The following is a 25,884-nucleotide window of genomic DNA, read 5'->3' as shown; positions in this document are numbered from 1 at the left end:
CCTCCTAATAGTTTATTATTTTTAAAAACGTGTTTTAGTGTTTAATTTGACCATAATATGCATTTTTACCATGTTTTCTTAGGAAATGCTTATCCAATAAGTATTGTGGCATGTCAATTGCATGTGGATTCAATTGCAATGTATGATAAGTCATCTTTGCAACTTCTTCTAAGACAACAGCATTATGCACAGCATCTAAAGCAGATGTACCCCATGTAAATGGACCATGATCATTAACCAAAACAGCTGGAATTTGATCAGGATCGAGTCCACGTTTTTTGAACGTTTCGACAATCACGTCACCTGTTTGTTTTTCATATTCTGTGACAACTTCAGCTTCATTCATGATACGGCTTGCTGGAACTGAGCCATAAAAGGTATCTGCATGTGTTGTACCGGCTGCTGGAATATCCAAGCCTGCTTGTGCGAATGAAACAGCCCAAGGTGAGTGAGTATGAACGACACCTTTAATATTAGGGAAGTTATTGTATAGAATGCGATGCGTTTCTGTATCGCTTGAGGGATTCATATCACCCTCAATTTTCTTACCGTCTAAATCAACAACAACCATATCTTCAGGTTTTAAATCATCGTAATCAACACCAGATGGTTTGATGACGAATAACCCTTTTTCACGATCGATTCCACTCACGTTACCCCATGTAAAGGTAATTAAGTTGTACTTAGGTAACAGCATGTTAGCATCGTACACTTCTTGTTTTAGCTTTTCTAACATATATACTAGTTCCTCTTTTCTTCCTTAATTTTTTTTATTGCCTCTGACTCAATAGACAAGCCAGCTTCGTATCTAGCTATAAATGTATTGTAACCTTCTACACCTTCAGGTTCTGGGCTTAACGTCATACTTTCTGGGTCTACAAAAACTTCATGATCTAAGAAGTCTTCTAAGCTTTGACCGTTATTATTTTTCTTAGCAAATATTGCTAAGACAGCCATTCCCCAAGGTCCACCCTCACCAGCAGTATTCATAACCGTAATTGGAATATTCAACGTATTAGCTAATACTTGTTGTCCGATTACAGCTGTTTTTAAAATACCACCTTGAGCAATCATTACATCAGTTTGGATATGTTCTTCTTGACTTAAAATATCCATTCCAATCTTAAGTGGTGCAAATGCCGCATATAATTGCGTCTTGATGAAGTTAGGTAATGTAAAGTTACTGTTAGGTGTTCGAACAAATAATGGACGACCTTCAGGCATATGTGTAATATTTTCACCTGATAAGTAACTATAATTCATTAATCCACCTGCATCGGCATCAGCATGAGTTGATTCTAAGAATAATCGTTCATACAACTGATCTGGTGTTAAATGAACACCTAGTTTTGCTGCGAACTCGCCAAAGATTGAAGCCCATGCATTAATATCTGACGAACTATTATTAACATGAACCATTGCAACTGGCGCACCACTTGGTGTTGTTACAATATCAATATCTTTGTACACTTTTTTCATAGGCTGATCTAAAACAGTCATAGAAAAAGCAGAGGTTCCAACTGAGATATTACCTGTTCTCTTACGTACACTGTTGGTCCCAACCATCCCTGTACCTGCGTCACCTTCAGGTGGTGCCATCAAGCTACCACTTTCAAGTTTGCCACTAACATCAAGTAATTTAGCTCCTGTATCTGTTAATGATCCAGCATTTTCACCAGCTCTCAAAACAGTAGGTAGGATGTCTTTAATATCCCAATCATAAGCAGAAACTTTTTCAATACCACTGAATTTATCTAATAAATCAGCTGAGTATGTGCCTGTTTTTTCATCAATTGGGAAAATACCAGAGGCATCCCCAATTCCGATAACTTTTTTACCAGATAACATATAATGAACATAACTAGCTAATGTTTCTAAATGACCAATGTCATTTACATGGGCTTCATTATTTAAAACAGCTTGATAAAGATGTGCAATACTCCAACGTTGTGGAATATTGAAGTTTAACAACTCTGTTAATTCATCAGCTGATTGTTCTGTATTATTATTTCTCCATGTTCTAAAGGGAACTAATAAATCATCAGATTTCGAAAAGACAAGGTAACCATGCATCATAGCACTGATACCAATTGAATCTATTTTTGTTAATGATTCATGGTATTTGCTTTGAACATTTGCAGCCATTTGTCTATAACTAGCTTGAATCCCCGTCCAAACTTGTTCAAGAGAATAAGTCCAAAGACCATCCTCCAATTGGTTTTCCCAATTGAAGCTCCCTGTTGCAATTGTCTTAAAATCGTCCGTAACTAAAACTGCTTTGATACGTGTTGAGCCTAATTCAATTCCAAGTGAAACTTGACCATTTTTTATTGCTTGAGATGTTTTTACTAAATCCATATCAATTACACTCCTAACGTATAGGTTACTTAATTTCTTGTACCTTCTTTTTCAATTTCTTCTAATGAGCGACCACGTGTTTCTGGAACGAAGAAACGAATGAATAGAACACCTAATAAACAAATGATTCCGAAGATTGCGAACACAGCATCTTGTGGCATTGAAGCTGTCATAATAGGGAATAATAGTCCTACTAAGAATGATCCAATCCAGTTAGCTGAAGATGCAATTCCTGAAGCACTTCCACGAACAGCTAATGGGAATAATTCACCAACTAATACCCATGTAAGTGGAGCCCATGTAAATGAGTAGAATGCAACGTAGATACATAAGAAAACAACAATCATCATAGGACTCGTATTTGGTACAACCATGTTAATGATTGTAGGTAAGATAAATGATAGTCCCATTACTAAACCGCCAAGAATTAAAAGTGTTCTACGTTTAAATTTATCTGCAATAACTAAGAATAAGAGTGAACCTAAGACAAGGATAATCCCTTGAATAATTGGCCACATTAGTGCTGAACTTGCTTCATTCCCAGTTGCTTTTTCAACAATTAAAGGAATGTAATAGAAGATTGCGTTAGCCCCTTGGAATTGTTGGAATGCAGCAACACCAACACCGGCCATAACTAAGTAACGATATTTACCTGTGAATAATTGAACCATTGATGTTTTTTCAATATGATTTTCTTCACCCGCAGTAGTTTGAATATCAGCTAATTCTTGTTCAACTTCATTAGCTGGACGAATCCAAGTTAATACTTGGCGAGCTTCATCAACTTTATTTGTTTTAACTAAGAAACGAGGTGATTCTGGTAAACGTGAAACCCCAAAGTATAAAACAACAGCTGGTACTGCTGCTAAGCCAAGCATAACGCGCCATGCCCATGCTTCAGGTAAATCTTTTAATAGAAAATCCATAATATATGAAAGTAACATTCCGGAAACAATCATTGTTTGATTAATTCCTGATAGTCGTCCTCGTAATTTAGCCGGAGACATTTCTGACATGTATGCTGGTACTAATGCTGATGAAGCACCAACTGCTAGTCCAAGGAAAATACGAACAATAATTAAATACATTTGGCCATTATTTGGTGAGAATGATGCGAGTAATGAACCAATAACGAAAATAATAGCTGACATCAAAATCATTTTACGTCGACCTAGCTTATCTGAAAGCTTACCGGCTAACGCGCCACCAAAGATGGCACCGAACATAACTCCTGAAGTAATCCAACCAACGGTTCCGGCACTATTTTGAAGAGCCCAATCTTTTTGCAAGAATGGTAAAGCCCCCGTCATAACCCCGATATCGTATCCGAACAAAATTCCTCCGAATGACCCAAAAAAGTAAATAAACTTACTAGATATTTTCTTTTCTTTTTGCATATGACACCTCCAAATTTTATTGTCCGATTGGTACGACCAACCGAAAAACCTACAGCAACCGTTTTCTGAAAACGTTTGCATTTATCAACAAGGTCATTTTCTCACATTCATTCGAACAAATCAATAGTTATTTTTATTTGTTCGAATGAATTTCAAAAAAATAAGTATTACTCAAATTTGAGTAATACTTATCATGCTTTAATTCCTATTTTTAACGCTTTCTCGAATGATTAGCTTTGCATCATATACGACAGATTTCGCCGACATTGTTTTAGAATTAATCATTTTTAATAACATCGTCGCAGCTTCTCGGCCCATTTTTTCCTTTGGATGTCTAATTGTTGTTAATTTAGGTGACATATATTTTGATAATTGATAATCATCAAAACCAACAATTGAGATATCTTCAGGAATTTTCATTCCCATCGACTTAACAATATCTATTAATTTAATGGCAAGCTGGTCATTGTAACAAACAATCGCGGTTGGATGATCCGATCTATGCAGAATCTTTTCAATTTTTTTATAGATATTTTGCATTGAATCAGCAGATTGGTACATCAATATCTCACTTTGGTATGAAATAGCTGAATGTTCCATATAAGCTTGCACGAATCCATTCATTCTTAACTGACCTTGTTTATCATCCACTTTAAAAATACCAAGTATTTTTCCATGTCCTTCATTTATCAAATGCTCTGTAGCAACCTCACTACCATTAAAATCATTTAACTCTAAGTATGGAATTTCCAAGTTTTCATAATGTGCATTAATAAAAAGGACTGGTATTTTTTGCGCCACTATCTTTTCGTATAAATCCTTATTTTTATTTATTAATGCGCTTTGTGTTGGTTCTACGATTAGTCCAGATAAATTCATTTCAAGCATTCTTAAAAGGCTATATCGTTCTTTTTCAGCATTATCAAGCGTATTACTTAGCATGATTGTATATCCCTCTTCAGAAATAATACGATCTATTCCAGTGATAATATTTGGAAAAATATAATCAGCAATATGTGTCGTCATGACACCAATTATTTTATTATTTTGTGTCACTTTTTTTACAGTATGCCAATCATTAACGAAGATACCGCCACCTTGTATTCGGTAGACATACCCTGCATTCTCTAAATCACCAATTGCTTTACGAACCGCATAACGACTAGATTCGTAAATCGACATTAACTGTGATTCAGTCATTAATTTATCGTTTACTTCATATTCACCCGCGACAATTTTCGCTTTAATTTCACGATAAACATGCTCATATTTGTTTTCCAAATCAAATCCACCACCTATTAATTCTAATTTTACCATACCCAGTATGTTAACTACGAAATTTTCATACGCTTAATATAAAAAGTAACCAACTAAAATAGTAATTAGTTAGTTACTTTAATTTTTTCATTTATGGTAATTTATTTCCTGCTGCACGATAAATTTCGTACCATTCTTCATGTGTTAGCTCAAGTTCTGAAGCATTCGCAATTTCAACAATTCTTTTTGCGTTCATTGTTCCAGCAATCACCTGCATTTTAGCTGGGTGACGTAGAATAAATGCTGTTGCGATTCCAGTATTAGTTGTTTCTTTTTCTTTAGCTAAACGGTTTAAAACTTCATTTAATTCAGCAAATTTTGGATTATCTAAGAATGTACCTTCAAAGAATCCGTATTGGAATGGTGACCATGCTTGAATCGTCATTTTTTTAAGACGCGAATATTCTAAAATACCGCCATCACGATTAATTCCAGCATCATTAACCATATTCACATTTGTTCCCAAATCAATCATTCCAGTGTGCATGACACCGAATTGGAGTTGGTTAACTAATAGTTTCATATCCAAAGCTTGTTGTAATAAATCAACTTGCCCAGGATAGAAATTACTAACACCAAAATGACGTACTTTTCCAGATTTTTGTAGTTTTTCAAATACACGAGCAATAGCTTCAGGTTCCATTAACGTATCAGGTCTGTGTAACAATAAGCTATCAATATATTCCGTATTTAATCGTTTTAAAATACCGTCAACACTTTTTTCAATGTGTTCAGCAGTAAAATTATACTCTACACCTGGAACGATACCACATTTTGATTGAAGAATAATGTCTTCACGTGATAACCCAGTTTCAGTAAATCCTGCCGCAAACACTTCTTCAGCTTTTCCTGCACCATAAATATCTGCGTGATCAAAGAAATTAATGCCATGATCAACTGATGTTTGAATCATTTCTGCAGCTTGCCCAGTCGACAATTCTGGCATGCGCATGCATCCCAAACCGACAGATGATACTTGAAGTTCGCTATCGCCTAAATTAATCATTTTCATTTTATTACCCCTTTTCAAGTCATGCCTTGATTCTAGCATTCAAATCAAGAAGGCGCTACCAAAACGATTACTTACTAGATATATAACTGGGTTTCTGCTGGCTTGGTTTCACTAATCACATCACCATTATGGACTGATAACATAACGGCAGCACGTGTATTCAACGCATCATAAAAATTATCACTATCCATAATGACGAAATTAGCTGGTTTTCCAACTTCAATTCCATAATGATCCATAACATGCATAGATTTAGCGCCATTAGTCGTCACAAATCGGTAAGCATTCATAATTTGACTATAACCCATAATCTGAGTCGCATGTAATCCCATGTGCAAGGCGTCTAACATGTTGCCATCTCCCATTGGATACCATGGATCTTTGATGTCATCTTCACCAAATGCAACGTTCAACCCATTCTCATCCAATTCTTTGACGCGTGTTAACCCACGACGCTTTGGATATGTGTCAAAACGTCCACCTAAGAACATATTTACAAGTGGATTAGCAATAAAGTTCATTTCTGACATCTTCAATAAACGCATTAATTTGTACAAATAAGCATCATCATATGAACCCATCGCTGTTGTATGTGATGCTGTAACCTTATCTTTCATCCCTGTTTCTAAAGCTAATGTCGCAACGGTTTCCAAGCTACGAGAACTAGGATCATCGATTTCATCCGTATGTGCATCAAATAATAAATTATATTTCTGAGCCAATTCAAAAGCGAAATGGAGTGATTCAACTGCATATTCTCTATTAAATTCAAAATGGGGAATTGCACCAATTGCATCCACTCCTAATTCAGCAGCTTTTGTCATTAATTCCTTCCCATTTGGAAATGATAAAATACCTTCTTGTGGGAAAGCAACTAATTGTAATTCCATCCAAGGTTTAACTTCTTCGCGGACCTCAATTAAAGCTTTCAAAGCCACTAAATCAGGATCAGTCACATCAACATGTGAACGAACAAACTGAACACCATGGGCTGCCTGCATTTTTAATGCTGTAACAGCACGTTCTTTAACATCTTCATGGGTTAACGTCTTTTTACGTTCAGACCAAATCCGAATGCCATCAAATAAAGTCCCAGATTCGTTCCATTCCGGATCACCTGCTGTGAGCGTTGAATCCAAATGAACATGTGGATCAACAAATGGCGGTAACATCAATTTATCGGTTGCATCAATGACTTTTTCATCAGCATTTTGTTGTAAATTTACCCCAATCTCAGTAAACATGCCATTTTCTACTCGAATATCTTGTAATTCTTCTTTATTTTCAATATGTACTTGTTTAATTAACATCGATTATCACTCCTCATTAAATTATCTATCATTCAAATTGTACATGACTTACACCCAATTTAATATTTTTAGTTAACTAAAAAAAGATTAATTCCAAGAATACTTAGAATTAATCTTTGAACTTTTATAATTAGTTTTTTTCTGCACCTAACTTAGTTGATTCATCTTCAATAAATTTAAAACCTGATTGTTTTTTTTCAGCTTGTGGATGTTTAGCACGTTCGTCCATTGCTTTTTGAGCCATTGCTTTGCGTTGTTCTTTACTCAACTTTGCCATTGCTATCGCCTCTTTTGATTTGGACAGTTATATTAAGTTCTAACTTCAACTTTCATTATAGTCCTATTTTATCAAAGTGGCACAAATTAAATCATTTATTTAAAATTACTGTTTTTTTGGGACGGTTGGTGTTGCTCTAAAAGCATTCACATTTTTATCCAAAATAACTTGTTCATTGCTTCCAGAATCTAAAATTGTATTTTGCGTTGACTTCTTTTCAACCAAAACAGTTGTTACTGTGACTTTTTTTAATTCTTCGGTTGCTAGTAACGCATCTACTTGTGCAGAAAATGCTGAATCGCCACTACCTGATTGAATTTCTGTAGCCACAACATTATTATTTGCAATATAATTACCATGTCCGGCAGCAAGTCGGATAATGACCGGTGTTGCACCAACTGGTTTAAGCGTGTTTTGATCAACCGTTTCTGAAAAATGATTTCCAATGACGGAATTATCATTACCGCTAATTGATAACAGCCCATATAAATCGTCTAATCCATTATCTCGATGTTGCATAGGCGCCCACGGTTCTTGATCATGCAGCATATGGTTTGAAGAAACCAATATCTCTGAGCAATTATCATCTAAAATAACCATTCCGGGATAAAATGCATGAATGCGATTATTTGTAACAGACGATTTCGTCACGCCAGATAATGAAATGCTACTTGCACCTCTTGGGAAAATATTATTAGTCGTAATTAGCAGTCCTCCGAAGTTTTCCGCAAAAATGGTATAGCCATTAAATCCAGCGCCCATTAAATTTTCAGTTACTTTCGAAGCTTGTCCCCATCCACGTAGTTCAATACAATTACCACATTCAGCAATAAAATTATCGTGGATTGTTAATGCATCTGCGTTATAAATGGTTACACCATGTTCTAAGTAAACAAAACCCATTTCTGTAATACGGAATGAATCTTGTGCACTTGCAACATAAATTCCAGTCTTACCATTCACATACGTATTTTCTGGATTTTTTTCGCCTGTGCCATCATCAATAAAGTGTAACCCATCAATATTAAAGTTCGAAAATTCGACTGAACTAATACGCGGATTTCCTTCTCTTGCAACATAGAAAGCTGCACCTTCAGATTCTTCATCCGTTGTTTTAGGATCGAGGTCAACAAGAACACGACTACCACCAGGCCATAATTCATGTAAATTTGACCATTCGTTTTGTGGTACGTTAAACCGAATGCTTGATGACGTAAATCCATGCCCAGATCCTTGAATTTTAAGAAAACTAATATCTATTAAGACTTGTGTACGCAAGTGATAATCAGCTGGTGGTAGATAAATAACTGCCCCTGGTTTTCCACCATCATTGCTATTACTATCAGTTTGATGACTTTTAATATCAGTAATAATACTATTAATAACTTCCCCAATATCTTCGTACGGGTTACCAATAGGCCATTTTGTTACATCATAATAATTTTTGTTTGTCATTATTTTACCCTCCAATTTTGTTAAATAACCCTATCATTCAGATAACATTTTTTCAGCTAAAGCGAAGTTTCCAACATTGGCTGATCCATTATTAGCAACTTGTGGTGCTGTAATATATTGATCTAATGGAGGAACGTCAACATAATCATTTAAAATTTCTTTGAATTCATGTCGCACTTTTTCCAATAAAACATCATTTGTAACGCCGCCCCCAAAAATAATTTTATTAGGACGTAAACTTAACGTTGTTTGAACGGCAGCCTGAGCAATATAGTAGGCCATAATATCCCAAGTTTTGTCTGTTAATGGGACATCTTTACCTTTTTTACCAGTCCGTGCTTCAAATGTTGGTCCAGCAACTAAGCCCTCTAAACAATCACCATGAAATGGACAGACACCTTTAAAATCAAGATCATCAGGATGTCTCTTAACTAAGACATGGCCCATTTCAGGATGGCCAATACCGCCAACTAAGTGGCCATCAATTACTGCTCCAGCGCCCACACCAGTTCCAATTGTGTAATAAACAAGTGAATTAATTTTCTCATTAAACAATGTCGACATTGTATATTCACCGTAAGCTGAACCATTTACATCCGTTGTCCAAAATGTTGGAATATCCAGTTTGCCCTTAAGAAATCCCAAGAAATCCGTATCACCCCAACCCGGTTTTGGTGTTTTCGTGATAAATCCATATTTAGGTGACGTTTTTCTGATTTCAATTGGTCCAAATGAGGCAACACTAAGTGCAGCTATTTCAAATTGCTTAAAATAGTCTACGACTGCCGTTAATGTTTCAACAGGTGTAGTCGTGGGAATTTGAATTTGATCCTTTACTTGATAATCTTCGTTACCTACCGCGCATACAAATTTAGTGCCACCTGCTTCAATACTTCCTAATAACATTACATTGTTCCTCCAAGTTCATATATTTTAATATCATAATTAGTTGAATCGCTACTTGTTTCAACTATAAGTTCCTTTTCATCATAAACCCTTTCAGAGAAACATGCTTCTCCATTATTCACAAATAATTCTGCTGAACTGTTGTCCATTAATAAATGAACATCCAATTCATTGGCAACGCTCACATTAGTTTCTCGAAGTAAATCGTCATTATACTTTTGTAATGTTACCTTACCTGTTGCAGCTTGATAGCTAACTTTTATTAATAATTTATTATCGCTATTTTTAATTTTAACGCTGACATTTTCTTGCCCATTAAAGTTCGCTAAATACTCAAAACTCTTTGTAGGGGCTTCAAAAATAGTGGTTGTATCCTTAGGTTTAGTGACATCTAATAATACTTTTTCGCGCAATTTTTTAATTTCTTCAACTGGTGTCATCAATAATTTACCATTTTTCATATTTAATTCTCTTGGAAATGTTAGTGCGCCTGCCCAACCATCTTCCTGTTCTGGCATGGGGCTCTCCCACATGTCCATCCATGCAAATATGATCCTTCTACCGTCAGGCGTAACCATTGATTGTGTTGCATAGAAATCATGTCCATAATCTAATTCAGTGAACTCACCATGATGTAATGAATGTGTCTCTTCATCAAATTTTCCAGTCAGATATCCTGTTTGGAAGAAATTTCTATATTTTAATTTATCAGCTTTAATTCCTTGTGGTGACATTACTAAAACGTCTTGTCCGTCAATTTCGAAAAGGTCAGGACATTCCCAAACGAATCCTTCAGAATCAACTGATTTAGCAGTTGCAATAGGTCCTAAGTAGTCCCAATGTTCTAAATCATCTGAGTTATACATAAGAACTCGACCCAAGCCATCCTTATTTTTGCTTCCGATTACAATATTATATTTTCCATTTTCAAACCAAATTTTTGGATCTCTAAAATCAGCATCATTATCTACAGGAGGCATTGAAATCACTGGATTACCAGCAAATTTTTCAAAAGTTATGCCATCATCACTAACGGCTAGGTTTTGATTCTGCCAATAACTATCCGGATCATTTTTGTCTTTCAAATTATGTCCTGTATAAATTAAATAGAGACGCTCATCCTTCACAATTGCGCTACCTGAAAAACAGCCATCCTGATCTTCTTGATCACCAGGAACCAAAGCAATTGGTAAGCTTTCCCAATTAACTAAATCTTTACTTCTTGAATGACCCCAATGCATTGGTCCCCACTGTGTTGAATTTGGATGATGTTGATAAAAGATGTGATAGTACCCTTTAAAAAAGCAAAACCCATTTGGATCATTCATCCAACCTGCTGGTGCCGTAATATGATACTTTAATCGATATCTTTCATCAGTTACCTCTGGATAATTAATCGTTTCATTTTTCAAAATTGTCTTCTCCTCGTTCTATATGTTAACCGGTTGTCATTATCTTAAAATAAAAACGCACCTACTATGCCGTTTCTCCTTTATATAATTGTACCGGTAGTACTACTTGCATAGGTGTCTCTTTACCTTCTATTTTCTTCATTAAAATATCAATAGCTGCATCAGCCATCTGTTCAATTGGTTGAATAATTGTTGTTAGTTCTGGTTTAAATAATCGAACAACATCTGTCCCATCATAGCCAATAACAAGTAAATCTTCAGGTACTCGTTTGCCATATTCTCTAGCTATTTTTATGATCAAACTAGCGTCTGTATCATTCGAAGCAAAAATACCATCCACTCGTTTAAGATCCTCAAAAATTCTTTTAATAACTTTTGTTTTTTCTGTTTCTGTCCAATTAAAATCAATTGTATACGTTACGGCTGGCAACCCATGTTCACTCATAATTTTCTCGTATGCCCTACGTCTATCTCGAGCAGGCGTTTCTAAATCATAAGGTCCATTTGTATGTACAATTGAGGTTGCCCCATGTTCTAATAGCAATTCTGTTGCCATTTTACCGCCACTATAATTATCAGAAGAAACGACCGGAATATCACCATTCATAATTCTATCAATTGCGACAATTGGTAAATTTGTATTATGATATTCTTCAATTCCTTCATTATGTGCTCCAACAATTAGCCCATCAACTTGATTTGCCATTAGTTTACGTAAATAAGTCACTTCTTTTTCTGAATCATTTTTTGAGTTACCGATAAGAACCTTATAACCTCTATTAAAAAGTTTCGTTTCTAAATGGTAAGCTAATTGTCCAAAAAAAGGATTCGCAATGGTTGGGAAAATAAGCCCTATTAGTTTTGTTTCTTTATTAAATAATTGTCTTGCAACATCATTAGGCTGATAATGTAACTCTTTCACAGCATCACGAACCTTTTTAACTGTCTTTTCGCTAAGATAACCTCTATTGTTCAACACCCTAGATACAGTCGTTTTAGAAACGCCTGCCAATTCAGCGACATCATCAAGTTTTGGATTTTGCATTTTATTTGCTCCTAAGTCGTCTAATTTTAGTTAAATTGTTACCGCTTAACTTTTAGTACTCTTAGTTTACCATAAAATAAGCAAAACCATTATCCCCACCATTAACTTTTTAAGCTGCTTCTTTTTTAGCTAATTCTAATCTAACTTTATCTTCATTTCGTTCAAATTTACCATAGAAAAACATTGGAACTGCAGCAAGTATGAACAGCATGGCTGGAATCCAGATAAAACTTAAGTTAATGCCTAATAAAGATTGACTCGTTTGAGTGTGATTGGGTATATATCCAAAGAATTGCATTACTTGTGATGGAATAAATCCGCCAATCCCACTACCTGCTTTAACACAGAATGCACTTCCAATAGCTGTTAAAAAGCCACTGGCTCTGATTCCTGTTTTCCATTGACCAAAATCAACCGCATCAGCCAACATTAGGAATGGCATTGCAGCTGCAACACCCGTTCCAATTGATCCTAGGCAATATAAGATAACAACCCAAACTTGATTACTACCAACTGCTTGAAGCAACATGTTACAGATTGCTCCCATCAATAGTGCTCCAATTAGAACCGTTCTTTTATTTGTACGTTTAACAAGTAATGGAATTGATATCATCCCTATAACAGCAACAACAGATAAAGAACCAGCAACTGCGACTAATGATTTTGCATGGATATTATATTGAAAATAATAAATCATGCCTGAACTTCTAACAGTTGTTCCAATCCAATAGAATAAGTTGGAAATAACCAATAAAATCCAAGGCCAATTACTTTTTGTTGCTTTAACACTCTGTTTTAATGATATTGATTTCGTAATCGTTGTATTAATTTCTCGTAAATTTAAAAAGGCAATTAAAAAGGCAATAATGGAGATAATCCCTAAAATAATCATTGCATATGAGAATCCTTTACGATCATTTCCTTGCCCTAATATTTGAACTAATGGTAAAACAACACCATTAGCAACCAATAGACCAACATTTCCTCCAACCATTCGATATGAATTCAAAACCGTTCTTTGGTCTGAATCATTTGTTAAGTTAGGTAAAATCGACGTCATAGGGGTACTAATTCCGGTATATATAATTCCTGCAATGACGTAAACAACTGATGCATAGATAACTTTGGACGATCCCGATAAATTCGGTGTAGTAAATGTTAACCATGTAAAGAATGCAAATGGTACACATAACCACAAGAAATACGGCCGACTTTGTCCCCATTTTGTATGTGTATGATCAATTAAAAAGCCCCATATTGGTGCATCAAACATATCAACGCATCGTGTGACGAGCAAGATAGTTCCAGCTACACCAATCCCAATTCCAAAAACATCTGTATAAAAATATAACAAGTACGTACTAATACTTACAAATAGAATATTTCCGCCAAAATCTGTAAGTGAATAACTTAGTTTTCGAAAAAGAGGAATTTCTTCAACTTGATTTGTATCTACGTTTACTTTGTTTTCCATTCTATTTACCCCATTCTATTTGTTTAATAAATGTCCCATTTCACTAAAAAATAGCAATTGCCTGTACCTATAAACTCAACTTTTAGAAAGCGCTTTCTGAAAGAATAACCAAAGTATAACCTGTTTATATTTTTATGTCAACCGGTTGTCATTTGTTTTTTTATTAATCAAAAAGCATCTCATTTATTAATAAATGAGATGCTTTTTCTTTCTATAATAACTTTTAAAGACTTTCTCCATTTGTTTCAATTACATTTTTATACCAAGTAAATGAGTCTTTTTTATAACGTTTCATCGATCCATTGCCCTCATTATCACGATCAACATAAATCATACCATAACGCTTTTTCATCTCACCAGTTGTAAATGATACTAAATCAATAACACCCCATGGTGTATATCCTAAGACTTCAACACCATCATAATCAACTGCTTTTTCGATTGCTTCAATATGTTCTTTTAGATAACTTACACGTTCAGGATCATGAATTTCATGATTATCTTCAAGCTTGTCAATCGCGCCAAAACCATTTTCAACAATAAATAACGGTAACTGATAGCGATCATATAATCGATTTAACGTATATCGTAAACCATCGGGATCAATTGCCCAGCCCCAGTCACTAGATTTAATATACGGATTAGGAACCCCATTAGGTAGTCCACCATTCACAACATCACCTAAATGATCTGCTTCAGCATCTGCTTTAACAACTGTTGACATATAGTAACTGAATCCTAGATAATCAACTGTCCCTTTTTTCAATATCTCCATATCGCCTTCTTGAATCCCAACATCATAATTGTGACGTTCAAACTCTTTTAGTGCATAACGTGGGTATTCTCCACGAACATGAACATCTGGGAAAAAGAAGCGTTGATGCATTGCCTCTTCAGCAGCCATGATATCTTCCGGATCACATGAATAAGGATAAATTGGTACGTGTGATACCATGCATCCTATTTCAAAATCAGAATTAATTTTTTTACCAGCAATAACCGCCTTAGCGCTAGCCAAGAGTTCGTTATGTGCAACTCGATACATAATTTCTTTGGGATTTTCACCATCGTTCACAATAACTCCAGAATTAGTCCACAAAAAGATGGGGTTATTTGTATCCATTTGATTATTAATTTCATTAAATGTCATCCAATATTTTACTTTAGATTGATAACGTTTAAAGCAAACCGTAGCAAAATTTTCAAAAAAATCAATTAATTTACGATTTCTAAAACCACCATATTCTTTAGCTAAATGGAGTGGCATTTCAAAATGCGATAGGGTAATCACTGGTTGAATACCTTTTTTTAATAATTCATCAAAAACATCATCATAAAATTGTAATCCCGCTTCATTTGGTTCGCTTTCATCTCCCATTGGGAAAATACGTGACCACGCGATTGATGTTCGTAAGCACTTCAATCCCATTTCAGAGAAAAATTGAATATCTTCTTTGTAATGATGATAAAAATCAATTGCATCATGATTCGGATAAAATTTATCTGTTTCAATAGTTTCCGTAATTTCCCGCGGAACACCATTTGCTCCTGCAGTCATCACATCAATAACACTTGGCCCTTTTCCATCAACATTCCAGCCGCCTTCAAACTGATGAGCAGCCAAAGCGCCACCCCACAAAAAATCCTTCGGTAATTTAGACATTTTATTTTTCTCCTTTTGGAATTAATTCCATTATTGGTTCTCCATGGTGAATTTCATTTTGCGTATACGCAATAACATCTTCGTAATCATCTGAATTAGTCACAATTACAGGTGTTACTACTGAAAATCCTGATTCTTTTATCTTCTCTTGATCAAATTCAACAAGTAAATCACCCATTTTTACATAATCATGATTTTTAACTTGTGTTGCAAAATATTTTCCTTTTAATTCAACGATATCCATTCCAATATGAATTAAAACTTCTACACCATCTACAGATTTTAATCCAATCGCATGTTGTGTCTCTGTAGTCATGACAACCTGACCATCAAATGGTGCATATATTTTATTATCCGTTGGATTTACAGCAACACCTTTGCCCATTGCACCAGATGAAAATACTTCATCCTCTACTTCTGTTAACGCAATTACTTTCCCTGTTACAGGGCTATTAACAACGCCTGGTGCATTTATTACTGGCGTACTCATAACTGGTGCGACCTTAGCTGGTGCATCATCTAACTGTGCTTCCATTGTTGCGACTTCACTAACTGTTTCACCCGTACCAAAAATTTGAACAAGTAGAACTGAACCCACAATTGCTACAATACATCCAACAACCATACCAATAAATGAGTGTGGGTATTTAGGACTAATTGCATTTACAATGGTTAATAAACTTGGTAGTCCAGCATAAGCAAAATAATATGAATTAAAGAAACTTGTAATTAATGCACCAAACGCTCCTGAAATACAACCAAAGATAAATGGTTTTTTAAATCTTAATGTCACACCATAAATTGCTGGTTCTGTAATCCCAAATAATCCTGTAATAAATGCTGAAAGAGATATATTTTTTAATTCTCTGTTCTTAGACTTAATAAATACACCTAAAACAGCACCAACTTGTGCGACCACTGCAATTGTTTGAAAAGCCTGAAATGAGTCCATTCCATTCATTTTGAAATTGGCCATAACCATTGGCGTAACACCCCAATGGATACCAAAAATAACAAGTACTTGCCAGAAACCACCAATAATAACACCTGCTAAAGGTGGTGCAACTTTAACTAAATAATTATATCCTTTTGCGATTCCTTCAGCTCCAAGAGATGAAAGTGGTCCAATAATTAAGATTGTTAAAGGAACCATAATTAATAGACATAATAATGGAACAGCAAGTTCTTTAATAATGTCAGGTATCTTTTTACTCAAGAATCTTTCAAGATAAGAAAGAATCCAAACTAAAAATAATGGTGGCAATACTGATGATGTATAAACTGTTTGAGATAATGGAATACCCATAAAGTTAATACTTGTACCGCTAGCAATAGTTCCAGCCATCTCTGCCCATGTGGGACTAACTAATGCAGCACAACATGCAACAGCGATTAAACTGTTTGTTTTAAAATGTTTAGCTGCCGTTATGGCAATAAATATTGGTAAGAACGTAAATGGTGCCCAAGAAATAAAGCTTAAAACTTGATATGTACCACTTTTAGGAAAATTTGGCATAGCTAAAGTAATTAGAATTAAACTCCCTTGAATAATACCTGCCGCGGCCAATATGTAAACGAATGGGGCAAAAACCGCAGACATTGTTGCAATAACTCGATTCATTATACTTGTTTTTGGTGCTTCTACTTCCTCTACTTCTGAACTATCAATCATTGCTGAGAATGCATCATAAACATCCGCAACATGTGGTCCAATAACTACTTGGAATTGTCCACCACTTTCAACAACAGTGATAACGCCTGCCATTGCTGATATTTTTTCTTTAGCATCTGAAGGAACCTCATGTAGCACTAGTCGTAACCGTGTCGCACAATGCGTTGCTCCTGCTAAATTTTTTTCTCCACCAATTGCTTCTAAAATATCTGTAGCTAATTTTGTATAATCTCTAACCTTACTTGCCATATTTTTCTCCTCCTCAGATAAAAACGAATAAATAGAAAAAAATTGTAAACCCTTACAAATCTTTGTATATGTATATTTTAATTGTACGTGCACAATAAGTCAACACTTTTTTTGTAACCCTTTTCATCTAGATGTACAAGGCGGGAACAATGTTATACAATAAAGGATACATTATTTTAATGGAGGCATGAAATGTTAAAGTATCAAGAAATTGCTGATCAAATTGAGCTTGCAATTAAAAATAAAAATTTGAATCAAGGGACGCAACTCCCTAGTCTAAATGAACTTATTGCCAAATATGCCGTCAGTAAGACGACACTCGTTAAAGCTCTCACAACTTTAGAAGATAAGGGTATTATTTATCAAGTACAAGGTAGCGGAATTTTTGTTCGTCGTCAAAAAAGAGACGGTTACATCGCTCTAATGACGAACATGGGCTTTACAAAAGATTTAGAAAACAGTAAATTATCTACAAAAGTGATTGATTTAAAAGTTGAACTACCCAATGCTGATGTAGCCAGGGAATTAAATTGTGCTCCGGGTGAGGAAGTTTATTTAATAAAAAGAATTCGTTACATCGATAATCAAGTTCTCTGTATTGAGAGATCCTACTATCGAAAAAAACTTGTTCCTTATCTTAATCGCGAAATAATCAGTGAGTCTATTTTTAATTACTTGAAAGAAGTTTTAAAATTAAAAATAGGTTTCTCCGATAAATATTTACGTACAGACACCCTTAAAAAGACAGAATCAACCCTTTTAGAACTACCAGAAAATTCGCCTGGACTCTATATTGATGAACTTTTTTATACAGTAAGCGGTGAACCTTTTGATCTTTCTCAAACTATTTATAACTATAAACATGCTAACTTTTTTATTCAAAGTGGACAAAAATAAAACCATAATTAATAAATTAAAAACCTCAGGGCAATCACTTAAAAAGGTGATTACCCTGAGGTTTTTAATTTATTTCAAGATTCATTTAAAGAATTCTATTTAACTTCCATCTCTTTAATTTTATCGTTAATTTCTTTTTCAACTTTACGATGTTTGGGTGATAATCCTTCGGCAAAAAACAAGACACTACCGATTGCTAAGACATAAGTTAGGCCCATTGTAGAACTGTTCCAGAAAGATGCTCCATAATAAAGAATGCTGCGAGCACCATCATACAAGAAACGCATTGGTAACCATGGAAGAACCCAATCTTGGTAGAATTGAGGTACTAATGGTTGTGCCATTGCCAATAAAGGAATTGAGAAAAATAGTAAGAGGACAAATATAATTACCCCTGGGAAACCAATCCATGTCAATACCCCTGAGAATAACATTATAAAAGCAAAACTTGTAAATGATAAGAACGATGCAATTGTTATAAAATGTGTAAAATCAAATCCTAAAATCCATGTCGCATACGTAGCTGTTGCAAATCCAGTTAAAATTGCAAGTGCTACAGCTGAGATAATGAATGATGATTTAAATGAAAACTTGTGTTTCATTGATTTAAATTCTCTTGAATCTCCAGCGTAGAATAATAATAAACTAATAACCATGCTTGCAATCCAGACGGGTTGGAAGAACGAACTATTCGCTGATGTTAATCCAGCGGTTGAATGTCTAACGGTTGTTTTTACAGTGATTGGGTTATTTAACTTCAATGCAGTCACAGCGGGGACACTCATATTGGCTTTTGCCATATTTGTTAAAATTCCGGCTGAAATACCACCACCAATTTTTGTAACTATTGTTGATAGTGTCGAACCTAAAGTCGTTGACAATGTAGCATTTTTTGCTTCATTTGTTACAACAGTTACATTTGTAACATCTTTTGTTGTTGGATCAGCTAATTTTCCAATTGATGCCGAGAAATCTTTTGGAATTACAATAGCCGCATAATAATGTTGTTTATCCATTGCACTCTTAAGTGCCTTATCACTCTTAACGATATGCCAATCTAACGCCTTATTTTTGCTTCTAGTTAGATTTTCAACGATTTTGTTACCTTGCTTACCACTATCTTCATTAACAATGGCAACAGGTACATCTTTGAGCTCTGATTTTACAGATGGGATTTGCATCACCACCATAATAAATGTAAGTAATACCGAAACTAAAATGGCGAAACCTAAAAATTTATTTTTAAACATAATCATATTCCTCTTTTCTTTTTGAGTGAGCACTCAATCAATTACAAATACGATTATAACCTATCCACAAGTTTAGTCAACCCTAACTTTTAAATATAAACTATCAAAATAATAAGTTTGTCTTTTGTCATCGCTATCAATTGTGTCATAATAGGGCTATAAATAGGATGGTGAATATTATTAAAAATTCTGAATTAAAATTATATGCCAACTCGGATTTATTTAGAGATATAACAGATAAACAAAAACAAATTTTAATCGCCGCAATTGAATTATTCTCAGAAAAAGGCTATGCAAATACAAGTACAAAAGAAATTGCAAAAAAAGCTGGCGTGGCTGAAGGTAATATTTTTAGTAAATATAACAATAAACAAGGCTTACTTAACGCCATTATTGCCCCTGTCATTAAATCCATCTTACCTTCTGCAATGCACGACTTATTAGACGAGTCCATTGATCATTCAAATTTAACTTTGGATTCATTAATTCGTCCTTTGTTAAAAAATAGAATTATTTTTTTGCAAGAAAATGCTAAAGTTCTTAAAATTTTCATTTCTGAACTACTTTATGATAAATCGGTTGTTAAACAGTTATTAGAAAATATTCCCGCCCCATACTGGACGGCACTCAATTCAACTATTGATACACTAAAAGAAAAAAAACTAATTGTCAGTTGGGATAATCTCGAAATTCTTAAGGTTATTTGGTCAACTATAGGTGGTATTGTACTTGGTTATCTTCTTTTTGATCAATCGTTAACAAAAGAAAGTATTGAACATTCAGCAGATGCTCTGATAAACGCACTTAGTGTTTGATAAAAATAAATAATTAAAAATACCCATCGAGTAAACAAGTTACTGTAAAACCTTGTTTACTCGATGGGTATTTTTAATTCAAAGCAGATTATTCATACTAACTAATCTTTTTAATTACGCAGGAATACTATTAATAAATGTTTCTACTTCTTGTTTCGTTTTACGATTTTTATTAACTAAACGTCCTGTTTCTTTACCATTTTCATATGCAATAAAACTTGGAATACCGAAGACACTTAACTCAACAGCTAAGTCCATATTTTCATCTCGATCGACAGCTAAGAATGTGTATTCAGTATATTCTGATTCAATATTAGGCATTTCAGGTTTAATAAAAGCACAATCTGGGCACCATGTTGCAGAAAAAAATAGGATATACTTTCCATCTTTAATTTTATCCATTAATTCACTTACCGTTGTTTCTTTTTCTATACTTTTCATTTTTGCTACCTCCACTAATATGCTTACTTTTTATAAGTATATATCAGATTAGCCATTTTCAATTAAAATATGCTTGCTTATTTATTTTTATCTCTGATTAGTTTAGCTTCTTTATTACCTATATATAGGCTGTATGCAGAATACAATAATACTACAATAACAATCCATTGAATCACACTTGTATTAATATTCTTAACTAAAAGTACCGCAACTAAAACACCTATAATACCAAAAACAGAAAATAAGGTTATTTTTCTAGAATATTGATTGAGTTTTATAAATTGCATACTTCCTATTGGTAAAGAAAATGCACATCCCCCCATCATAATTGGAAATGCAGCAATCGGATCCATTCCCATCGCATAGACAGTTGCCATTGTTAATGAAAATGAGCCTATTCCAATATTATTTAATGCGCCATAAATAAATAATAAAAATCCTGTTACAACTAATTTCCAGCCAAATAGTTCGGTAGCGGTCCCACTAGCAGTGATTAGGCCTAATTTACCAGCGATGATTAACGCGGTTGCAACAAGTAATCCAACGATAACAAATGATCTAATACTATTTTCAGGTAATCTAACAACAAATCTCGGACCAATATAAGCACCCAGCACTTGGCAAATAATACAGACTAGTAACGTCTTAGTACCAACATTGATACTTGTAATATACGCCAGCGACATGACAAATATTGGAATAACATCTTGCGCATTTAACGTACCTGGTAATTTTTTCATAGAAACCCAATTAGCTTTCTGGTATATTGCTGTTGATATGGCAAAATCTGAAATTCCAAAAGTAGAAAAGAAAAAAATAACAATCTGCGATATTGGTGTCCATACTGAACTGGCCGGTTCTTTCATGAAGTCTGATTTATGTCTCATTAAATCACGCATAAAATAACAGATAAATATAAAATTAATAACAATAATTGCCGCAATCAACGTCTTTTGCATGATTAAATCTCCTAGTTAAATGAATCATAATAGTACAGTTTAACTCAATTTATTCCTAGATAAAATAGTCTATATTAATTTTTCTATTTTATACTATATAATTAGTCCTTTAAAGTCTAAAATTAGAAATATAAGGTATGCTACTGTTAATTGTTTATATAATTTATAAAAGGAGATGCACTATGCTAACAGACTTTTTTGCTTATAATTCATTTAGTCATTTGAAACTAAAGGTAGATTCATTGATTCCATATGGTTTTACAAAAACAGCAGAAGAAATCTATAATTATCAAGTTTCAATTCTTAATAATCAATTTATACTAACCGTCTCAATTTCCCCCTCTGAAAAAATTAATACTACTATTATTGATGCTCTAACTAAAGAAGAATATACACTTTATAAAAATCAGTCTGCAACAGGATCATTTGTCAGTTCAATCAGAAAATCAGTGATTGAACAACTGGATTTAATTGTTGCTAGTTGTTTTGAAACTACTCCAGTATTCCAAACTGCTGATTCACAATCTATCATTAATTATGTACAAGAACATTATCAGACCAATCTAGAATTCCTCTGGAAACAGTTTCCAAATGACGCTGTTTTACGTCGATCAGATTCTAAAAAATGGTATGCCGCTTTAATGAAAATTCCAGCAACTAAAATAGGCTTGGATTCCGAGAAATTAGTTGAAATACTTAATATTCGAATGGATCCTGACCTGCTCATCAATAAAATAGACAAAAATCAAATTTTTCCAGGGTACCATATGAATAAAAAACACTGGGTTTCAATTTTATTAAATGGCCAAAATAATTTAGACACTGTTTATTCTTATATTGATACTAGCTATGGACTAGCTAAATAAAAGGCGAACTAAAAAAATCCATTCTAATAGTCAACAAAATTTGAACTTGTTTACTTAGAATGAATTTTCGCTTATCATTAAACACTTGTACTTTTTTAGTATATACGTAGCTTTGTAGCTCAATTTTATCTACTTATTAATATTTTCTTTAAATAGGTTGTATATATCATCAACTGTATTCGATTTTTTTAATTCTTCCACAAATGAGTCATGGACAAGTAATTTCGATGTATTTGATAAATACTGTAAATGCTTTCCATCATCTTTTTCTGGAATTAGAAATGAGATAACTGTATCTACTGGCTGATTATCAAATGTTTCCCATTCAATAGGCTCACGTAATTTAACAATTAGCATTGCTGATTTATTAATCGATTCATCCTGTGCATGAGGTATCGCAATGCCTTTTTCCATCCCTGTCGTTCCCTCAGACTCACGAATCTTATACTTATTTAAAATATAACTTTCATTATTCGTATATCCTAATTTTTTAGCAAAATTTGCTAAAAAATGTAAGAGTTCTTCTTTATCAGAAACGGCTACGTTCAATTCAATGTTTTTTCTTTTCAATATATTATCGAATTCATTTTCATTCATTTTTATATCATTATCTTGCTCTTGTTCAAAGTTGGTATTACTACCTACATTCATCACTAAACTATTATTTTTTTTAGCTTGGCGACCAGCAATAGCGGCTAGTAAGACAGCAGATACAAGTGATCCAATAATAATCCATAATACCCACAGTAATGGTTTATTCACTAACGGTAATACAATAAATCCACCATGTGGAGCCGGTACACTAATTCTAGTTACATAGGTTAAAATCGCAGCAATCGAAGAACCAACCATAAATGCAGGAATATTTAGTAGCGGATTCTTTGCCGCAAATGGAATTGCACCTTCTGTAATATGAGTTGATCCTAATAAAAAGTTAACGTAACCTGCGCTGCGCTCTTTATCTGAGTATGCTTTTTTGTTGAACAGTACAGCAAACCCTGTTGCCAATGGTGGCGCAATACACGCTGCAGAAACTCCTGCCATAAAGAAATAATTTCCCTGTGCTAAAAGAGCTGTTCCGGTTAAATATGCTGCTTTATTAATTGGCCCACCCATATCTGAAGCACACATAATTCCAACAACTAATCCTAATAGAATGGGACTTGAATTTTCTAAACCCTTTAAAAACGTCATCATTCCTTCATTAATTGTTGCCATTGGAACTGATAGATACCAAATAATAGAGCCTGATAAAAATACTCCAATTACAGGTAAAATAAAAATGGCTTTCAGTCCATCTAATGATTTAGGTAGTTTTTTTAATAAGAACTGTAATATTAAAATCGTATACCCTGCTAAAAATCCACCAATTATTCCACCTAAAAATCCCGTTCCATTTGTATATGCTATCATTCCCGTTACAAATCCAACTATCAATCCAGGTCTTTTACCAATAGCCTCAGCTATATAGGCACATAGAATTGGAACCATAAGATTCATTGCAAATCCGCCAATAGTGTTCAATAAATGTGCTATATCGTTATATTGAGGGCTTTTTATGTCTGCTGAATTAATTCCCCAAAAAAATGATACGGCTGTTAACACTCCCCCAGCAACTACTATTGGTAACATATGTGACACTCCATTCATCACGTACACATACATTTTGTGCCAAAATGAGCCAGATAAATTTACTGTTTCTTCATTCGATGAAATTTTTGCTCCTTTTCGATGATAGGTAGGTAAATTATCATCTGTCAATATTTGATCAATTAATACATCTGCCTCTTTCATACCTTTCGTAACTGACACATTTATCATTTTTTTACCATCGAATCGATCAATATCTACATCTTTATCTGACGCAATTATTACACCATCAGCATCATCAATTTCTTGTTGTGAAAACGCATTTTCTATACCACTTTGACCATGAGTTTCAACTTTAATTGATATACCTCTTTTTTTAGCGGCTTGTTCTAAGGCCTCTTGCGCCATGTATGTATGCGCAATTCCTGTTGGACATCCAGTAGCTGCAATTATTTTATATTTTGTCATCTTAATTCCTCCTTAATATTAGATATTTTTACCTGCTTAGTCAGCTCTTTTACATTCGAAAAATCTGTTAACCCTTTTGAAAATGCCGTTGAACTCGCGGCTGCTATACTTTCTCTAAATACTTCTTCTATTTTTTTGTCCCCTATCGCTACCCCTGCTAAAAAAGTTCCCAACATGGTGTCGCCGGCCCCAGCCGTGTTAACAACGGTTCCTTTAGGGACAGTTCCATATAACACAACCTCTTTATTTATAAACATTGCACCACCGCCACCCAATGATAATAAAATATTTTGTGCACCCAATTTAATTAATTCTTTTGAATAAGTTATCAATTCATGTTGAGATAGTTTATGTTCTACGCCAAACCAACTCATTAATTCTTCATCATTTGGTTTTAAAATATAAGGATTATATTTCAATGTATCCAGTACGGTTTGATAACTAGTATCCAAAACTAGCTTATATCCTTTTTCCTGCGCCTGCTTTGCGATACTAATTAAAATTTCTTCAGAGATTCCGTCAGATAAACTACCAGATACAACTAATGTATCCTTTTCATCTAAATTTTGAATCTTATCCATGAACTGATTTATTTCATCATCACTAACATGTGGACCTTTATTTACTAATTTATACTCCGTATCTTGCTGAATTACTCTTGTAAAAACATTAATTCGTGTATTAGCATCGATATGTACAAAATCAGTTTTTATATTGCACCTTGCCAACTCAGACTCAATATACGCATTAGTAAATCCTCCACCAACTCCAATAGCAGTACTTTCTACGCCTTTCTTTTTTAGAATAAAACTAACATTAACTCCTTTACCATTCGCTTGTATTTCATAATTTTCCGTTCTATTAACAATATTTTTTTTCATTTCATCGGTTTGGATAAAAAGATCAATAGCTGGATTCAATGTACATGTATATATCATAATTTTTACCCCTTTCTTCTACCTACCAATACTACATCTGACAGAAATGAAAAGGTTTTCAATATATGATTTTGTATGCTACAATTGAAAATAAACAAACAATCAAGGTGAGG

The 25,884-nt window shown here is 34.1% G+C and carries 22 protein-coding genes; 3 read left to right on the top strand and 19 right to left on the bottom strand.

The annotated features are described in order from the left end of the window. Window positions 1–34: 34 nt before the first annotated feature. From AC1RO3_RS00830 to AC1RO3_RS00765, 14 genes are all read right to left on the bottom strand, one after another. A complete protein-coding gene (locus AC1RO3_RS00830) occupies window positions 35–736 on the bottom strand; it encodes an L-ribulose-5-phosphate 4-epimerase (protein ID WP_409021771.1) in 702 nt (233 codons plus the stop codon). A 5-nt stretch (window positions 737–741) separates the two neighbouring features. Next, window positions 742–2,358: a xylulokinase gene (locus AC1RO3_RS00825; RefSeq protein ID WP_481761008.1), complete on the bottom strand. Its 1,617-nt coding sequence runs from the start codon at window positions 2,356–2,358 to the stop codon at window positions 742–744. Between the two features lie 29 nt (window positions 2,359–2,387). Beyond that, window positions 2,388–3,755 (bottom strand): sugar porter family MFS transporter, encoded by a 1,368-nt coding sequence (locus tag AC1RO3_RS00820; protein WP_481761009.1) that lies wholly within the window; start codon window positions 3,753–3,755, stop codon window positions 2,388–2,390. A 198-nt stretch (window positions 3,756–3,953) separates the two neighbouring features. Then, window positions 3,954–5,072, bottom strand: a complete 1,119-nt coding sequence (locus AC1RO3_RS00815; RefSeq protein ID WP_481761010.1) for a GntR family transcriptional regulator — start codon at window positions 5,070–5,072, stop codon at window positions 3,954–3,956. Window positions 5,073–5,163: 91 nt separating this feature from the next. Further along, complete coding sequence (locus AC1RO3_RS00810) at window positions 5,164–6,084, bottom strand: aldo/keto reductase (protein WP_481761011.1); 921 nt, start codon at window positions 6,082–6,084, stop codon at window positions 5,164–5,166. 74 nt (window positions 6,085–6,158) lie between these two features. Continuing rightward, entirely contained in the window at window positions 6,159–7,394 is a 1,236-nt protein-coding gene (codA, locus tag AC1RO3_RS00805; RefSeq protein WP_481761012.1) for a cytosine deaminase, read from the bottom strand. A gap of 130 nt (window positions 7,395–7,524) precedes the next feature. After that, on the bottom strand, window positions 7,525–7,671 hold the full coding sequence (locus AC1RO3_RS00800; protein ID WP_409021777.1) for a hypothetical protein: 147 nt from the start codon (window positions 7,669–7,671) through the stop codon (window positions 7,525–7,527). 105 nt (window positions 7,672–7,776) lie between these two features. After that, window positions 7,777–9,126, bottom strand: a complete 1,350-nt coding sequence (locus tag AC1RO3_RS00795; RefSeq protein WP_481761013.1) for a NosD domain-containing protein — start codon at window positions 9,124–9,126, stop codon at window positions 7,777–7,779. A 33-nt stretch (window positions 9,127–9,159) separates the two neighbouring features. Continuing rightward, complete coding sequence (scrK, locus tag AC1RO3_RS00790; RefSeq protein WP_481761014.1) at window positions 9,160–10,032, bottom strand: fructokinase ScrK; 873 nt, start codon at window positions 10,030–10,032, stop codon at window positions 9,160–9,162. After that, window positions 10,032–11,444 carry a glycoside hydrolase family 32 protein gene (locus AC1RO3_RS00785; protein ID WP_481761015.1) on the bottom strand — a complete coding sequence of 471 codons (1,413 nt, stop codon included), beginning with the start codon at window positions 11,442–11,444 and terminating at the stop codon, window positions 10,032–10,034. The genes scrK and AC1RO3_RS00785 overlap by 1 nt, the downstream gene beginning before the upstream one ends. 64 nt (window positions 11,445–11,508) lie before the next feature. Further along, window positions 11,509–12,489, bottom strand: a complete 981-nt coding sequence (locus tag AC1RO3_RS00780) for a LacI family DNA-binding transcriptional regulator (protein ID WP_481761016.1) — start codon at window positions 12,487–12,489, stop codon at window positions 11,509–11,511. Window positions 12,490–12,598: 109 nt separating this feature from the next. Beyond that, entirely contained in the window at window positions 12,599–13,963 is a 1,365-nt protein-coding gene (locus AC1RO3_RS00775) for an MFS transporter (protein ID WP_481761017.1), read from the bottom strand. Between the two features lie 223 nt (window positions 13,964–14,186). Then, window positions 14,187–15,626 (bottom strand): 6-phospho-beta-glucosidase, encoded by a 1,440-nt coding sequence (locus AC1RO3_RS00770; RefSeq protein ID WP_481761018.1) that lies wholly within the window; start codon window positions 15,624–15,626, stop codon window positions 14,187–14,189. Between the two features lies 1 nt (window position 15,627). Next, entirely contained in the window at window positions 15,628–17,547 is a 1,920-nt protein-coding gene (locus tag AC1RO3_RS00765) for a beta-glucoside-specific PTS transporter subunit IIABC (protein WP_481761019.1), read from the bottom strand. Window positions 17,548–17,739: 192 nt separating this feature from the next. Between AC1RO3_RS00765 and AC1RO3_RS00760 the strand changes: the two genes are divergently transcribed. After that, a complete protein-coding gene (locus tag AC1RO3_RS00760; protein WP_481761020.1) occupies window positions 17,740–18,444 on the top strand; it encodes a GntR family transcriptional regulator in 705 nt (234 codons plus the stop codon). A 95-nt stretch (window positions 18,445–18,539) separates the two neighbouring features. Here the strand turns inward: AC1RO3_RS00760 and AC1RO3_RS00755 are convergent, their stop codons facing one another. Further along, on the bottom strand, window positions 18,540–19,694 hold the full coding sequence (locus tag AC1RO3_RS00755; protein ID WP_481761021.1) for a YhgE/Pip domain-containing protein: 1,155 nt from the start codon (window positions 19,692–19,694) through the stop codon (window positions 18,540–18,542). 167 nt (window positions 19,695–19,861) lie between these two features. Between AC1RO3_RS00755 and AC1RO3_RS00750 the strand changes: the two genes are divergently transcribed. After that, complete coding sequence (locus tag AC1RO3_RS00750) at window positions 19,862–20,509, top strand: TetR/AcrR family transcriptional regulator (protein ID WP_481761022.1); 648 nt, start codon at window positions 19,862–19,864, stop codon at window positions 20,507–20,509. 114 nt (window positions 20,510–20,623) lie between these two features. On the opposite strand, the gene AC1RO3_RS00745 is transcribed toward AC1RO3_RS00750, so the two are convergent. Together AC1RO3_RS00745 and AC1RO3_RS00740 are read right to left on the bottom strand one after the other, a co-directional pair. After that, window positions 20,624–20,950, bottom strand: coding sequence for a thioredoxin family protein (locus AC1RO3_RS00745; protein ID WP_481761023.1), 327 nt, complete (start codon window positions 20,948–20,950; stop codon window positions 20,624–20,626). Window positions 20,951–21,027: 77 nt separating this feature from the next. Beyond that, a complete protein-coding gene (locus AC1RO3_RS00740; RefSeq protein ID WP_481761024.1) occupies window positions 21,028–21,909 on the bottom strand; it encodes a sulfite exporter TauE/SafE family protein in 882 nt (293 codons plus the stop codon). 182 nt (window positions 21,910–22,091) lie between these two features. On the opposite strand from AC1RO3_RS00740, the gene AC1RO3_RS00735 reads away from it, so the two are divergent. Further along, window positions 22,092–22,775 carry an MmcQ/YjbR family DNA-binding protein gene (locus tag AC1RO3_RS00735; protein WP_481761025.1) on the top strand — a complete coding sequence of 228 codons (684 nt, stop codon included), beginning with the start codon at window positions 22,092–22,094 and terminating at the stop codon, window positions 22,773–22,775. Between the two features lie 129 nt (window positions 22,776–22,904). Here the strand turns inward: AC1RO3_RS00735 and AC1RO3_RS00730 are convergent, their stop codons facing one another. Continuing rightward, a complete protein-coding gene (locus tag AC1RO3_RS00730; protein WP_481761026.1) occupies window positions 22,905–24,833 on the bottom strand; it encodes a fructose-specific PTS transporter subunit EIIC in 1,929 nt (642 codons plus the stop codon). Further along, window positions 24,830–25,771 carry a 1-phosphofructokinase gene (pfkB, locus tag AC1RO3_RS00725; RefSeq protein ID WP_481761027.1) on the bottom strand — a complete coding sequence of 314 codons (942 nt, stop codon included), beginning with the start codon at window positions 25,769–25,771 and terminating at the stop codon, window positions 24,830–24,832. Before pfkB ends, AC1RO3_RS00730 begins: the two co-directional genes overlap by 4 nt. Window positions 25,772–25,884: the final 113 nt, after the last annotated feature.

Source organism: Dellaglioa sp. CoH-57-MRSF-19 (genome assembly GCF_056781975.1).
Note: the sequence above shows the minus strand (reverse complement) of the source record. Positions and strands in the feature narration are given on the sequence as shown.

Coding starts and splice junctions, on each gene's coding strand:
- AC1RO3_RS00830 (WP_409021771.1), bottom strand. CDS start 736: ATGTTAGAAAAGCTAAAACAAGAAGTGTACGATGCTAACATGCTGTTA.
- AC1RO3_RS00825 (WP_481761008.1), bottom strand. CDS start 2,358: ATGGATTTAGTAAAAACATCTCAAGCAATAAAAAATGGTCAAGTTTCA.
- AC1RO3_RS00820 (WP_481761009.1), bottom strand. CDS start 3,755: ATGCAAAAAGAAAAGAAAATATCTAGTAAGTTTATTTACTTTTTTGGG.
- AC1RO3_RS00815 (WP_481761010.1), bottom strand. CDS start 5,072: ATGGTAAAATTAGAATTAATAGGTGGTGGATTTGATTTGGAAAACAAA.
- AC1RO3_RS00810 (WP_481761011.1), bottom strand. CDS start 6,084: ATGAAAATGATTAATTTAGGCGATAGCGAACTTCAAGTATCATCTGTC.
- codA (WP_481761012.1), bottom strand. CDS start 7,394: ATGTTAATTAAACAAGTACATATTGAAAATAAAGAAGAATTACAAGAT.
- AC1RO3_RS00800 (WP_409021777.1), bottom strand. CDS start 7,671: ATGGCAAAGTTGAGTAAAGAACAACGCAAAGCAATGGCTCAAAAAGCA.
- AC1RO3_RS00795 (WP_481761013.1), bottom strand. CDS start 9,126: ATGACAAACAAAAATTATTATGATGTAACAAAATGGCCTATTGGTAAC.
- scrK (WP_481761014.1), bottom strand. CDS start 10,032: ATGTTATTAGGAAGTATTGAAGCAGGTGGCACTAAATTTGTATGCGCG.
- AC1RO3_RS00780 (WP_481761016.1), bottom strand. CDS start 12,489: ATGCAAAATCCAAAACTTGATGATGTCGCTGAATTGGCAGGCGTTTCT.
- AC1RO3_RS00775 (WP_481761017.1), bottom strand. CDS start 13,963: ATGGAAAACAAAGTAAACGTAGATACAAATCAAGTTGAAGAAATTCCT.
- AC1RO3_RS00770 (WP_481761018.1), bottom strand. CDS start 15,626: ATGTCTAAATTACCGAAGGATTTTTTGTGGGGTGGCGCTTTGGCTGCT.
- AC1RO3_RS00765 (WP_481761019.1), bottom strand. CDS start 17,547: ATGGCAAGTAAGGTTAGAGATTATACAAAATTAGCTACAGATATTTTA.
- AC1RO3_RS00760 (WP_481761020.1), top strand. CDS start 17,740: ATGTTAAAGTATCAAGAAATTGCTGATCAAATTGAGCTTGCAATTAAA.
- AC1RO3_RS00755 (WP_481761021.1), bottom strand. CDS start 19,694: ATGTTTAAAAATAAATTTTTAGGTTTCGCCATTTTAGTTTCGGTATTA.
- AC1RO3_RS00750 (WP_481761022.1), top strand. CDS start 19,862: ATGGTGAATATTATTAAAAATTCTGAATTAAAATTATATGCCAACTCG.
- AC1RO3_RS00745 (WP_481761023.1), bottom strand. CDS start 20,950: ATGAAAAGTATAGAAAAAGAAACAACGGTAAGTGAATTAATGGATAAA.
- AC1RO3_RS00740 (WP_481761024.1), bottom strand. CDS start 21,909: ATGCAAAAGACGTTGATTGCGGCAATTATTGTTATTAATTTTATATTT.
- AC1RO3_RS00735 (WP_481761025.1), top strand. CDS start 22,092: ATGCTAACAGACTTTTTTGCTTATAATTCATTTAGTCATTTGAAACTA.
- AC1RO3_RS00730 (WP_481761026.1), bottom strand. CDS start 24,833: ATGACAAAATATAAAATAATTGCAGCTACTGGATGTCCAACAGGAATT.
- pfkB (WP_481761027.1), bottom strand. CDS start 25,771: ATGATATATACATGTACATTGAATCCAGCTATTGATCTTTTTATCCAA.